Annotated in this window: 14 protein-coding genes; 7 read left to right on the top strand and 7 right to left on the bottom strand. The window is 71.5% G+C overall.

Going from position 1 to position 12,715, the window contains the following annotated elements; translation table 11 throughout:
* Nucleotides 1-193: 193 nt before the first annotated feature.
* From LO772_RS05050 to LO772_RS05040, 3 genes are read left to right on the top strand one after another with little or no spacing between them, the layout of a single operon-like run.
* Nucleotides 194-478, top strand: a complete 285-nt coding sequence (locus LO772_RS05050) for a hypothetical protein (protein WP_231777145.1) — start codon at nt 194-196, stop codon at nt 476-478.
* A gap of 4 nt (nt 479-482) precedes the next feature.
* A complete protein-coding gene (locus LO772_RS05045; protein WP_231777144.1) occupies nt 483-824 on the top strand; it encodes an ArsR/SmtB family transcription factor in 342 nt (113 codons plus the stop codon).
* A 4-nt stretch (nt 825-828) separates the two neighbouring features.
* Nucleotides 829-1,293 (top strand): ATP-binding protein, encoded by a 465-nt coding sequence (locus tag LO772_RS05040; protein ID WP_231777143.1) that lies wholly within the window; start codon nt 829-831, stop codon nt 1,291-1,293.
* 32 nt (nt 1,294-1,325) lie between these two features.
* Here LO772_RS05040 and LO772_RS05035 read toward each other — a convergent pair whose 3' ends face one another.
* The 3 genes from LO772_RS05035 to LO772_RS05025 form a co-directional block, all read right to left on the bottom strand.
* The gene (locus LO772_RS05035) at nt 1,326-1,970 is read right to left on the bottom strand and encodes a TetR/AcrR family transcriptional regulator (RefSeq protein WP_231777142.1); all 645 of its coding nucleotides are present in this window, start codon (nt 1,968-1,970) and stop codon (nt 1,326-1,328) included.
* Nucleotides 1,957-2,682 (bottom strand): hypothetical protein, encoded by a 726-nt coding sequence (locus LO772_RS05030; protein WP_231777141.1) that lies wholly within the window; start codon nt 2,680-2,682, stop codon nt 1,957-1,959. The genes LO772_RS05035 and LO772_RS05030 overlap by 14 nt, the downstream gene beginning before the upstream one ends.
* Nucleotides 2,683-3,053: 371 nt before the next feature.
* Nucleotides 3,054-3,803: a helix-turn-helix domain-containing protein gene (locus LO772_RS05025; protein WP_231777140.1), complete on the bottom strand. Its 750-nt coding sequence runs from the start codon at nt 3,801-3,803 to the stop codon at nt 3,054-3,056.
* 119 nt (nt 3,804-3,922) lie between these two features.
* On the opposite strand from LO772_RS05025, the gene LO772_RS05020 reads away from it, so the two are divergent.
* The 3 genes from LO772_RS05020 (at nt 3,923) to LO772_RS05010 (ending at nt 4,843) form a co-directional block, all read left to right on the top strand.
* Entirely contained in the window at nt 3,923-4,177 is a 255-nt protein-coding gene (locus tag LO772_RS05020; protein WP_231777139.1) for a hypothetical protein, read from the top strand.
* Entirely contained in the window at nt 4,174-4,332 is a 159-nt protein-coding gene (locus tag LO772_RS05015; RefSeq protein WP_231777138.1) for a hypothetical protein, read from the top strand. The genes LO772_RS05020 and LO772_RS05015 overlap by 4 nt, the downstream gene beginning before the upstream one ends.
* A 301-nt stretch (nt 4,333-4,633) precedes the next feature.
* Complete coding sequence (locus tag LO772_RS05010) at nt 4,634-4,843, top strand: DUF397 domain-containing protein (protein ID WP_231777137.1); 210 nt, start codon at nt 4,634-4,636, stop codon at nt 4,841-4,843.
* Between the two features lie 710 nt (nt 4,844-5,553).
* Here LO772_RS05010 and LO772_RS05005 read toward each other — a convergent pair.
* Complete coding sequence (locus LO772_RS05005; protein ID WP_231777136.1) at nt 5,554-6,822, bottom strand: FUSC family protein; 1,269 nt, start codon at nt 6,820-6,822, stop codon at nt 5,554-5,556.
* Between the two features lie 246 nt (nt 6,823-7,068).
* Here LO772_RS05005 and LO772_RS05000 point away from each other — a divergent pair, with 246 nt between their 5' ends.
* Entirely contained in the window at nt 7,069-8,121 is a 1,053-nt protein-coding gene (locus LO772_RS05000; RefSeq protein WP_231777135.1) for a cupin domain-containing protein, read from the top strand.
* Between the two features lie 328 nt (nt 8,122-8,449).
* Here the strand turns inward: LO772_RS05000 and LO772_RS04995 are convergent, their stop codons facing one another.
* The 3 genes from LO772_RS04995 to LO772_RS04985 form a co-directional block, all read right to left on the bottom strand.
* Nucleotides 8,450-8,992 (bottom strand): hypothetical protein, encoded by a 543-nt coding sequence (locus tag LO772_RS04995; RefSeq protein ID WP_231777134.1) that lies wholly within the window; start codon nt 8,990-8,992, stop codon nt 8,450-8,452.
* Between the two features lie 262 nt (nt 8,993-9,254).
* Nucleotides 9,255-10,622: a DUF6882 domain-containing protein gene (locus LO772_RS04990; RefSeq protein ID WP_231777133.1), complete on the bottom strand. Its 1,368-nt coding sequence runs from the start codon at nt 10,620-10,622 to the stop codon at nt 9,255-9,257.
* Between the two features lie 112 nt (nt 10,623-10,734).
* Nucleotides 10,735-12,381 carry a class I adenylate-forming enzyme family protein gene (locus tag LO772_RS04985; protein WP_231777132.1) on the bottom strand — a complete coding sequence of 549 codons (1,647 nt, stop codon included), beginning with the start codon at nt 12,379-12,381 and terminating at the stop codon, nt 10,735-10,737.
* Nucleotides 12,382-12,715 lie beyond the last annotated feature (334 nt).

Below are 12,715 nucleotides of genomic sequence, written 5' to 3'. Positions count from 1 at the left end.
CCGCGTTCCGCACCCTCGCGCCGGGTGCGGCACACTGTTGACACGAAGAGTGTTGATGGCAAATTGAAAATCTCTTCAAGTTGCAACATCATGTCTTCTGCCCGCGGCGCGGTGCCGAGGCCCGGCGCCGTCGGCGCGGGAGCGGAGGGTCGGTTGCGGGCGTGCGCGAAGCGGGTCCCGGGATGGCGGGTGGATGATGAGCCGAGACAACACACCGGACGAGCACACGCCGGGCACGAGCGCCCCCGACGCGCACACCGCCGAGGTGCGCGACCGCGTGCGGCGGGCCCGGCACGACCTGGCCGACGCCGCGCGCACCCACGACGGGAACGCGCTCCGCGTCGCCGTCGACAAACTGGAGGAGGCACTCGCGGTGGCCCGCGTGGAAAGCGTCCCGCTGCCGGAACCCGACCGCGGCCCCGACGCCGCGCAGGCCGGCCCGGACGACCGTCCGACGCCCGGCGCGGAGAGGGGCTGAACCCGTGCCGGTCCCGCTCTACCAGGCCAAGGCGGAGTTCTTCCGCATGCTCGGGCACCCCGTGCGCATCCGCGTCCTGGAACTGCTCCAGGACGGCCCGAAGCCGGTCCGCGACCTGCTGGCCGCGATCGAGATCGAGCCGTCCAGCCTGTCCCAGCAGCTCGCGGTGCTGCGCCGCTCCGGCATCGTCACCTCGACCCGCGACGGCGCGACGGTCGTCTACCAGCTCTCCGGCGGCGACGTCGCGGACCTCATGCGCGCCGCGCGCCGCATCCTCACCGAGATGCTCGCCGGCCAGAAGGAGCTGCTGGACGAGTTGCGCGAAGCGGAAGCCGCCGCATCGTGACGCCGTGGTCCACCCGCGGCGCCCGGCGCCGGTGCGGTGCGGCGTGCTGAGCGTGCTCACCACCGCCCACCGGCGGCACGTCCTGACGGTGCCCGCCGTATCGGCCACCGTGACCCTCGCGCGCCGCACCGGCGAACAGGCCTGGGCCGCGTGGGGGGTCAACCCGTCGCACCGGGTGCTCGGGCCCGCGCTGCTCATCCTCACCGAGCTGGTCGCCAACAGCGTCCGCCATGCCGCGCACGTCTCCCCGAACATCGACGTCATCTACGCGCACGGGGACGGCGTCCTGGCGTTCGCGGTGCACGACAGGCACCCGTTCGTCCCAAGCATCCCGCCCCAGACGCACGCGGACGGCGGGCACGGCCTGGCGGTCGCCGCCGAACTGGTCGCCGAGCACGACGGGACGGCGACCGTACGCCCCGACATCGACCACCGCGGCAAGACGGTGTGGGTGACCCTGCCCCTGTAGGCCGGGGTGCCGGCACCGCGGCGGCGTGTCCGCTACGCCGCGGGGCCGGACCCGGCGATCCCCGCGATCAGGGCGCGGATGTCGGTGCCGACGACGTCCGCGAAGCGGCGGTCGCCGTAGACGCCCGCCGCCCAGTGCCGGGCGCCCTCGCTCACCAGCGACTGGACGACCTGGGCCAGATGCGCCGTGTCCACGTGCGCGGGCAGTTTGCCGTCGGTCCGCGCGCGGGCGAACAACTCGGTGAAGATGGGCGACAGCGACGGGTCGGCCTCCTGCTCGCCGGCCAGGACGCGGTGCTCGTAGCGGTAGCCCTCCATGATCGTCTCGATGATCAGCTCGGGCGGGTTGCGCCGCATCGAGCGCTCCAGCCCGGCCAGCACCGCGTCGACGACCGCGAAGACCTCGTACGGCTTGGTCAGCAGCGCCTGCGTCTCGCGCTGCGCGGTGCGCGTCGACAGCACGCCGACCTCCAGCAGCACGTCCTCCTTGCGCGGGAAGTGGAAGTAGAACAACCCCTTCGACACCCCCGCGGCCCGGCAGATGTCGGCGACCGTCGTGCCCGCGTACCCGTGGGCCCGCCACAGCGCCACCGCCGCCTGCACCAACGCGTGCTTGGTCTCGCGCGAACGCGCCTGTTGGTACGACGCCCGGCGCTGACCACGGTCAGCAGCACGCACGGATGGATCTGTCGGCATCCTGCAACTTTATGAGGGCCGTCAGGTCGACGGCAAAGAGATGACTCGTGTTCAACGATCCGCGGCCACATATGGCGTGGCGATGCACGGCGCGGGTGCGCGGCATCCGTGCTTCGCAGCACTGCAAGCCCGCACCGTGGACGCAGATCCCCAGGGTGGATGCCATCGTTACCGCGCGGTTCCTGGCCGAGTACGGGCCGATGAGGTCATGGAAACCGTGTTCGACCCGGGTACGGGCCATGCCGCGAAGATCACCACGTGGGAGGCGAACCGCGCCCGACCGCGCGACGACCGGAGCGCCGGACTGGACGACGCCCCCGACGACGCCGAGTGGTTTCGCACCGACTACGCCCGCAGGGGTGAGGAGATCGCGGCCCTGCGCAAGCAGCCGAGCCGCCCCGCAGGATGGTTGCACAGGCCCACCGGGCGAACCGTCGCCGACGACTGGTACGCGCGCACCGACAACGCCGCCCGCCGCGAAATCCTTGCCGGGTACGGGGTCGAAGCCACGCTGTACCCGACCGGCGAAATCCGCGTCACGCCGGAAGAGCGCGTAAGCGTCACGTTCGAAGTGGTTGCCCTGGAAGTCCCCGACGACCAGCAGGCCGCGCCCACCGGCCGGCAGACACACGACTGCCCCGACCGCCGTGGCGCGTCGGGGCAGTCGCCATGCCTGCGCCGCCGCAGTGATCACCGGCCCCCGATAAGGTCGCCGCCGAGCCCAACCGATGTGCCCGCAGCGAAGCCTGACGTACCGTCAGCCACGCCGCAGCCGGGACCGTGGCCGAACTCCTGTTTACTTCCTCAAGGGCGCGCCGCACGCGGCGCGCCGGGGCGCCAGCGCCCCGGCCGGGCGTGCGGCCTTCGGCCGGTCCCGGCCGGGCACGCGCCCCCACGAACGCAGGAGAAGCGCAGGCACGGCAAAGCCCAACCGTTCCACCACGCGAGCCCGCCACCGTTCCGACGATCCGACCGCTCGCACTCAACTCGACCACGTGGCAAAAGCCAAAGCGCCTGGCTGACGACTGCTTGCGAAGTCTCCGACCACGCGCTTTCTGGGTTTTCTTACTCCGGCACGCGATTGTATTTGTCAAGAGTCGCCTTGTCGGTCACCCCGGTCTGGAACACCAATTCCCACGGCCCGGTGTTCACGTCGAACTGCTTTCCGAATCCGACCCATTTTCCTGACATCCGGCGTCCAGTGGGCTCGATCAGGAGCTGAATGGCTCCGTGGTACCGAGCCCCTTGGTAGTACCCCTCAGACGACGTCTGCTCAGACCACGTGCCTGTCACGATGTTGCGGTCTGCCTCCAGATCCAGGCTCAACGCGGAGTCGGCCGACCCCGGCAGACTGCGGCAGGAAAGCCGATTCCCGTGCTGGAGTATCACCACGTAATGGCATTGCGTGAATGTGTCGTCTCGGCCGGACGAGAAGTATTCATACCGGCTGAGCCAAACCCCCGAATAGGCCCCCTGGAAGCGGGGCTCAGGAGCCGGACCCGGTTGTGGGGAATCAACCCCGGCGGACGAAGGCGAAAGGTCATGCCCGCCCCGGCCGTCGTTGCTTACACGTATATTCGTCACTTGGAATCCCAGCGCTTCGATCGGCAGACCGGTGACGGCCTGAAGGGCCCTTGCGTAAACCGGCCGAGGAGACACCACGGCGCCCGACTCCCAGCGCTGGATGTGTCGCTTCGTGCATCCGTTCGGCTCCCCAGCACGCACCCCAGCATCGCGGACCGCGCGCGCGAGGTCATCTTGGCTGAAGAGCAGACCAAGGCGGACCGCTCGTAACTGGCTGTTCGGCTCCGTCATGGCCACGACGGTAGCCCCAACGGGTCGCGTTTGACACCGTTTTCGCACCCCTAGTGTCACCGAAATGACGTCTTGACTGTCGTCGCGTGCCGCCCCAACTGCGCACGACTCTGTAGGACATGACGGGAGAAGCGACCAACCACAGGGCCTACGAAGATCCGCCGCTCGTACCGCCGTACGTCACCCTCCACCCCACACCCGACGCGGGCACCTACCAGGAAGTCCCGGCCCGGGCCTCACCCATCGTGTGGGGAAGCACGTCGGTCCGCATGTGCATCGCCGAAGGCGAAGCCGTGTACTTCGCCGAGCAGCACGGCTGCACGATCACCAGCACCATCGCCAGTGTCGCCGCCGACCTGTCCACGCCATCATGATCAGGGACGCGCTCCGCCACTACGCCCGCCGAGACGTCATCGCCGACGAACGCGGATGGTGGCTGGTTCCGGAAGGAGCGCTCGACGTCAGAGAGGTGCGCCCTGGACACCGCGTCGTGTCCGAGCGCACGGCCGGGAGCGTCGCCGGTGACTGAGTACCGCGAATGGGTGGCGACCCGCGAAGCGCAGCAACAACGCATCGCACAGGCGCGCGCTCGCTACGAGCAAACGCGGAAGGCGCACGCCCTTCCCGACCCCCCAAGCCCCGGGAACAGCACGAGTGACCCGGTAACAGACCGAGGACACCAGGGCGCAAGCACCGCCGCCGATCAGCAGGCGATCAGCCTTCGTCCCCACCCAAGCCCCCGCCCGGCTCTCCGCCTTGTCAGAGCCGGGCGGGCACCAGACCCGGTCGGCCGACCCGGCTGCGGGAAGCGCTACAAGAAGGGACAACACATGGAGCCCGTAACCGAGTTCGCGTACCGCACGTCCAGCGCGTGCACGTACAACAACAACGACCCGCGTTGCGTCGAGGTCGCCACCAACCTCCCCGGCACCGTCGCCGTGCGCAGCAGCGTGACGGGCCGGACCGTCGAGTTCACCACCTCGGAATGGACCGCCTTCCTGGCCGGTGCCAAGCTGGGAGAATTCGAACTCTCGGCCTAAGGAGTCACCGTGCAGCAGTGCCCACACTGCGGCAACACCGCCGAACCCGACCCCGAACACGCGGGCATCAGGCGGTGCTTGACCTGCTGGCACTCGTGGGCACGGCCGCAGGAACCCTCATGCCCGGGCCACCGACCGATCCAGAGCGCGGCACTCAGGACGTTGGACCGGTACCGACGCCCGAACGGCTGAACCGCATACCGCCCCGTCCGTGCGATCCCCTCGTGGCGCATGGGCGGGGCTTCGCGTTTCGGAACACTTACATGGCCAGGGCGGGTGGCGTCGGGAGTCTTTAGCCACCTCCCCACACGGGGACCCCTAGTCGAGCAAGAGCGGATGCCCTATGTGGGAATTCGGGTGGGGTGGCAAGCCCCCCACATTCACGCCACCCTTTGCACGCATCCTCACCAACCAGCCCACGCGGCACGGAAGTTCAGACGTTCTCGCAGATCAGAGGCATGATCACGCGCCCGGCGGGTAGACCATGATTGGAGGAAGTCCCTGCCCAAAGAGTAGTCGTACATCCGTGCCACGCTGGGGACCGAGAAGTCGATGCCCGACGGCACGCGCTGTCTGTGTGGTTCCGCGGTGTACTGCTCGGACATCCGGCTCCCCGAACGCTCTTGACGTCACATCAGCCACGCGGCGGAGCCGCCCACAGCTTGGCGTGACGCGTCGATCACGCGACCGCGGTTCGGGGTGCGTGCCGGTCACGAGCCTTCCCCGGGCGGTGTCCTCGTACCGTCCCGACGGGGTGCCGGGCGCGTTTCGCGGGCGTCGCGGACCCTGCTGAGACGCATCAGGTGACGGGCCGCGCGCGTGGTGCTGCGCACGCGCTTCGTCGCCGCGAGGCGGGGCTCGGCGCGCTTCTCGACGTCCAACTCGCCCAGGATGCGGTCGACTCCGGCCAGCAGAGAGCCGTGCAGCTCCCACGTGTCGGGCTCGTACTCGGTCTCCGAGCGCAGCAGGTTCGCGATGTGGTCGCGGTCGGCGCGCGACTCGGCCAGGGCCTCGGCCAGCTCCGCCTCGGCCTGTTCGGCCCGCGCGGTCACCTCCGCGGTCACCATGCGGCCGAAACCCTTGACCGCGTCGGCGAGATGGCCCAGCAGGCGGTCCAGGGCCTCGGCGACGTCCGTGGGGTAGACGGACTCGTACCGCTCGGACTCCCGGGTGAGGTCGGCGAGTCCGCGGCACACCGAGCGCATCGTGACCGCGCAGTGCTCCAGGGTGTCCAGGCCGCTGCGCAGGACGATCCCGGCGTGCAGGGCGTGCCGGGCGGCACGCGGGTTGAGCCGCAGGCTCTCCTCCGCGCGCGACAGCTCGCCGTCGGCCTGGACGATGTCGCCGTCCAGCTCGCGCGCCTCGTCGAGCCACGAATCGGCGTTCTTCCGCGTCGCTCCCGAGCGCAGCTCGCGGCCGATCCGGCGCAGCAGGGCGCACATGCGGTCGCAGAGGTCCTCGATGGCCTCACCGGCCGGCTGCACGAACACCGGAGGCGCGTAGACGAGGTTGAAGAGCATGCCGACCACGACGCCGATCACGGTCTCCCCGACGCGGCCCGCGGCCGTCGTGTGGGCCGCACGCAGGCTGCTGACGCCGAGCACGAGCATGCCGCTGATCGCCACCTCCTCGACGAAGGGATCGACGCGCAGCAGGTGACCGGCGACCAGGGACATCAGGATCAGGAGGCCCAGGCTCCACCAGTTCAGGTTCACCACTTCGGTGAAGCCGACCGCGATCAGCACGCCGATCAGGACGGCGAACATGCGGCGGATGCCCGTCGTCAGCGTCGAGTACAGCGTGACCTGGACGACCAGCAGCGCCGTGAGCGGCGCGAGCAGCGGCGCCTTGCTGCCGGAGAGCCACAGGGCCACGAGGAACGCCAGCACCGCGGCGACCGTGCTGCGCAACGTCCGGACGACCACGGGTTGGTTGCGGCGCTTGACCAGGCCGAGAACAGGTTCGGGAGCAATCGGCATAAAAGGCAGCATCCCTGATGGGGTGCCGGGGAATCCCGTCGAAACGCGGCGGGGTGGGGAGCGGCGTGGTGCGGTGCTCGCGGCGGGGGCGCTCCGGCCGGGCGGCCGGACGCCTGTTAGACCTGTGCGGTCGGTTGCGGCCACCGCCGGTCGCCCGTGCGGTCCGGCCGTGCGGCGCTCGCGCGGTCGGTCGCGCGGTCGGCCGGGGCCGGTGGGCCGCGGCCGGGACGTCGAAAGGGAAGCACCGTGCCGGAGACGACACCCACCCCCGAGCCCCGCGCGTTCCCGGTGCGCCGGGTGGTCACCGGGCACGACGCGGGCGGTCGCCCGGTGATCGCCTCGGACGGCGCGCCCGAGGTCGACGCGATGTCGCGGCGCGGGTACGGGACGGCGGAACTGCTGTGGTTCGACGCTCCGCCCGTGCGGGCCGGCGACGGGGGAGACCCGGGGCCGGAGGCGCGCGGCGCGTTCCCGGCGCCCGGCGGCGCGGCGTGCCGGATCATCACGTGGCCCGCCTCGCCGCCGAGAACGCCCGTGGCGGACACCTGGCTGCGGGTGCCCGGCGACAGCCCGGACGAGCCGGGCATGCACCGCACCGACACCCAGGACCTCGTCGTGGTCCTGTCGGGGGCCATCGTGCTCGGCCTCGACGACGGCGACCACGAACTCGGGCCCGGCGACGCGCTGGTGCAGCGCGGCACCCGGCACCGGTGGCGCGTCGTCGGTGACCGGCCGTGCGTCTTCCTGTGCGTCGTGCTTGCGCCCGAAGTCGGCGTCGAAAGCCGGGAGTCGGTCATCGACGAGCCCGAAGAGCGGCCCGGTGGCCACCGGTTGCTCATCACCGGTGCCGGGACCCGCGAGACGGGTGACGACCGGTCGCGGGTCACGGTGTTCGGCACGCCGCGACCGGTCTTCCCGCCGGCCGACGTCACGGTCCACGACCTCTGGCTGACGGGCGGGCCACTCGCCGATCCCGCACAAGGCGGTACGTCGATTCCCGGCGCCCGTTGGTCGTTGGCTCCGAGGGACGGCGGAGTCGCCGTGCGTCGCGTGGCGTTCGCCCCGGGCCGCGAGCCGGACCCGGCGGACTGGCACACCACCGCGACCATCGACGTGGGCGTCGTGGTCTCCGGCTCCTTCGCCCTCGACCTGGCCCGCGACGAAGACGACGACCAGGCGACCACAACGCGACTCGACGCCGGCGACGTGGTGGTACAGCGCGCCACCCGACACCGCTTGCGGCCCGTGGGGGACACGGAGGCGGTCATGGTGTCGGTGATGTTCGGGCTACGAGCGTAGCGACACCGCTTGCCGCGCTTCCGCGCTTGCCGCGCTTCCGCGCTTGCCGCGCTTCCGCGCTTGCCGCGCTTCCGCGCTTGCCGCGCTTCCGCGCTTGCCGCGCTTCCGCGCTTGCCGCGCTTCCGCGCTTGCCGCGCTTGCCGCGCTCGCGGGGTGGGCCCTGCTTGTTCGTGGGGCTTGGGGGTGGCTGGTGGGAATGGGGGTGTGGGTGGGGTGGTTCGTGGGGGGAACGTCGCGGGGGCGGCTCGCTGCCGGCGCGGCGGGTGTCGCGGGGCGACGGGCGGGAGCCGTGTGGGGGTTCGCGCCCGTCGCCCGTGCGCCGGTGTGCTCAGTCCGCGGCGGATTCGACGAGTGCGCGGGTCAGGGGCTTGGCGTCGATCCAGGTCAGCGGGTCGAAGCGCCGCTGCGGTGCCGCGTACCGGCGGATCTCCGCGGCGTGGCGCTGGAGCCAGGCCGCCGCGTTGCCGCAGTACTTCGGCGGCATCTCGGCGATCAGGAAGGTGCGGCCGTCGGCGGCGACCCACACCTCGTCCTGGTCGAGCAGCCACAGCCATGCCGCGGTGCCCGCGGGGCCGCGCGCGATGAGCGCCCGCGAGCCGGCGCGGGTGGCGCGGACGGGACGCCCGCGCCCCGGCACGGCCTCGCCGAACCGCACGAGGTCGCGGGAGTCGAGCGTGCTGAGCGTACGGGCGGAGATCCCGGGCGCGCCCTCGCGCGCGCCCGCGTGGGTGCGGACGGCCCCGGTGGCGATGCGCCCGAGCGCGCGCCGGGCGGTGGACATGCGGACGGGCTTGGGGGACGGGCGGTCGGGATCGGTCCGGGTGGACGGGGTCATCACGTTCGCGGGAGCGGGATTCCGAGTCAAAGCCATGTCGAACTCCGCTTCTGGCTGCGACGGTTTGCCCTGTTCGTTGCCGAACGGGTGCTGATGACAAGTATTGTTCCAGGTCGCACCGACAAACGACGTGCCCGGAGCATGCTTCGCGGCCACGGATCGGTGTCGTCGCGGCTGCGAAAAGCCGACTCCAGCAAGGGAGTTCGGGCGGGCGGCCTGAACTCGTGTCGTGCTCGGGGGAGTTGGCGCCCGGGTCACGCGTACGTGCGTGCCCGGTGCTGATCGGGGGCGACCCCGCTCAGGCGGCGGAGGCATCCACGCGCACGGCCCCCGACGTGCCGACGCGGACCGTCAACTCCGCCACGCGCAGAACGACTTCGCCCGACACCTCGTCGCGCTCCACGCGGCCCCGCGTCCCGAGGAAGTCCTCGGCCAGCGCGGTGACGACCTCGGCGCGCTTCGGCTCCGCGACCAACGCCGCCACGACGTCCGCCGCGCCGCGCAGCGCCTCGGCCGCCGCGGTCGCCGTCGTGGCCGGGGGGACGCGGGGGTCGTCGACGGTGACGAAGACCGTGCCGTGCTCGTCCAGGAGGTCGACGCAGCAGCCGCCGCCCAGCAGCCCGGCCGCGCCGTGGCTCAGCAGCCTCGCCGCGGCGTCCGGTGCCGCGCAGCCGGACAGGTCGATCGCGGCGGCGGCCTCGGGGGCGTTCGCCAGCGCGGGGTGTTCGGTGAGGTGCGCGCGTGTGTCCGCGTCCCATGTCCAGTGCGTTCCGGAGGCGTCGAGCGCACCGAGCACGCGGACGCGGATGTCGAACGTCCCGCAGTACAACACCCGTTCGTCCAGGTCGTGGTCCCGGTACGGGTTCGCCGCGACGAAGGCCGTGAACGTGCCGTCCTGCTCCAGGACGCGTACGAGCCCCGCCCCGGCGGCACGCCACCACGCCCGGGACGGGACCGTGCGCGGCGCGGCCGTGACGCCGACGCGCGTGATGCGGCCCTGGGGGTCGATGTCGATCGCGACGATGTCGCCGTCCGCCAACTCCGCGCCGAGCGCGGTGCCTTGCGGGTTCTCGGTGCGGCGGCACGGGAGGCCGTGGTGGGCCAGGTAGCCGCGCACGACGTCCTCGGCCGGCACCGGCAGGAACCCGGCGCCGGTGATCAGGACACGCGGCAGGGTGATCGCGTCGGGCCGGGCGCGCGGGATGCGGCGGTCGTCGGTGAGCATGTACAGGCGCCCGGTCGGGTTCGCGGTGACCCCGATGTAGCCGGCCGAGCCGAGCAGACCCATCGCGGCGTACGCGAGGGTCTCGGCGGCCATGCGGGGGTCCGCGAACCGCGACAGGTCCACGAGTTCGCGGCGGAACTCGGGTATGCCGTCGCGGTCCCCGATCGCGCGGAGGGCCGCCGCGGCGGACGCCACCGCGGGATCCCGCCACGACGGGTTGGCCCAGCCCCACAGCCAGGTGTCGTCGCCGGTGGAGAAGCTGCCCAGGACCGAGACCTCGATCTCGCGTCCGCTCTGCCGGTAGACCCGCTCGTCGAGGTTGACGCGCCATTCGCCGATCGGCATGAACGCGTTGAAGGCGTCGAGTTGTTCGGCCACCCAGGCGCCGTGTGGTGCCGCGGCACGGACCAATGCGTCCGAAAAGAAGTCGTGTCCGCTCATGGGGGCGCACCTTACTCCCCGTCGCCGACCCGTCGCCGAGGCGTCGCCGCACGCCGGGGGACGGCGGGCGGCGCCTCGCGGCGGATCGGCGACGGGGAGTAAGGTGCGGCGCTCAGACGTCGGGCCGTGCGTCGGCCATGTCCCGCAGCTCCTTCTTGAGGATCTTGTCGAGCGCACCCAGCGGGAAGGCGTCGACCACGTAGACGGCCCTGGGGACCTTGAACGCCGAGAGCCGGGTGCGGCACTCGTCGAGCACGGCCTTCTCCAGCGCCGCCGCGTCGGGGGCGTCCGGGCCGGGGATCACGAACGCGACGACGACCTCGTCCAGGAAGTCGTGCTTCTTGCCCACGACCGCGACGGACCGGATGCCGGGGACACCGCCGACGACGTCCTCGACCTCCCGGGCCGACACGTTCTCGCCGCCGACCTTGAGCAGGTCCTTGTCGCGCTCCCGGTAGAAGACGTTGCCGCCCTCGCCCAGCACGACCATGTCGCCGGTGCGGAACCAATCCCCGTGGAACGCCGCCTCGGTGGCCTCGGGGTTGCCGTAGTACTCCAGGAACAGCTGGACGCCGCGCCGACCGCGCAGCCACAGCTCGCCGACCTCGCCCACGCCGCACGTCCGCCCGGTCTCGCGGTCGACCACGGCGCACTCGTAGCCTGGCACCGGGCGGCCCATCGACTTCGCCGGCAGCCGCTCGGAGGGCTTGCCGGAGATCGCGTGGATGACGGTCTCGGTCATGCCGTAGCCGGCGTACACGGGAAGCCCCAGCATGGTGTCGAGTGCCGCGCCCACTTGGCCGAACACCCCGACGCGCAGTGCGGATTCGGGTCGGTCGCGGGCGGCCAGCGTGCCCATCGTGAACGGCATGACCGAGATGTGCGTGATGCCGTGCCGGACCACGACCTCCCAGAAGCGGCTGGTGGACCACTTGGGGGTGAGGACGACGGTGGCCCCGACGCCGAGCACCGTGAAGAACGACCAACTCTGCGCGTTCACATGGAAGAACGGCAGGTAGACCAGGTAGCGGTCGTCGGGGCCGAGGTCGATGCTGCGCGGCCCGACGCGCCCGGCCCACACCGCGTTGCCGTGGGTGTGCACAACGCCTTTGGGGCGGCTGGTCGTTCCCGACGTGAACATGATGCCGAACGGCAGCAGCGGTTCGATGTCCCGACCGGGCCACGCGCCGGCGTCGCCCCGGAGGCGGTCGAAGGGAATGAACTCCGGTGCGGTGTCGGTGTCGTGGCCGTCCGTCGCCTCCTCGGGGCCGACGCCGATGACCGCGACCCAGCGCAGCCGCGCCCCCGACGCGGCGATCGTCGACGCGTACGCCGGTTGCGTGACGGCGACCGAACTCTCGGTCTGGGCCGCGAAATACGCGATCTCGTCGGCTGTCGCCTTGGTGTTGGTGGTGACCGCCACGGCTCCCAGCGTCGCGCACGCGAGCCACGCGAGGACCATCTCGGGGCAGTTGTCCGCGTGTACGAGCACCTTGTCGCCCCGGCGGACGCCGAGTTCGCCGAGCCCGACCGTGACGCGCAGGGTGTCGCGCAGGAGTTCCGCGTACGTCCAGGTGTGCCCGGGGCCTTCGGGCGGATCCCAGACGAGCGCCGGGTGGTCGGGGCGGTGTTCGGCCCAGTGGCGCAGCAGCCAGGGGATGTCCTGGCCGTGCACGTGGAAGCCGTCGGGCGACGGGCGCGCCGGGGCGGCCTCGCTGCCGTGTGTTCCGGTGGTGCCGTCGCTGTTCGCCGCGCTCACGCGATCACTCCCACGATCGTGCCGATCGACCGCCGAAACGGTCCCGAGGATTTCGCGGATCCGGGGCACCATAGCCACAGGTTCTTGACGAAATCAAGCATGCCGATGAGGGGATCCGGCGGTCTGAGGGAACTCCATGAGAACGTCGCCGCGGGCACCCGACATACTGCTCTGACGTCGAGATCGAACGGGTGACCGCGCGTGTCTCGTCGATCCATGGACGGCCGGCACCCGAGCCGCGTCCCGTTACGGGCTGGGGGGAGACACGTGGCAACAACGGTGGCACGCACGCCGGCGGCACAGGAGAGCAGTCCGCCGCTCGCGCGACTCACGC

This window comes from Yinghuangia sp. ASG 101 (genome assembly GCF_021165735.1).
GTDB lineage: Bacteria > Actinomycetota > Actinomycetes > Streptomycetales > Streptomycetaceae > Yinghuangia.
The sequence above is the reverse complement of the archived record's forward strand: the minus strand, read 5'-3'. Positions and strand labels throughout refer to the sequence as shown.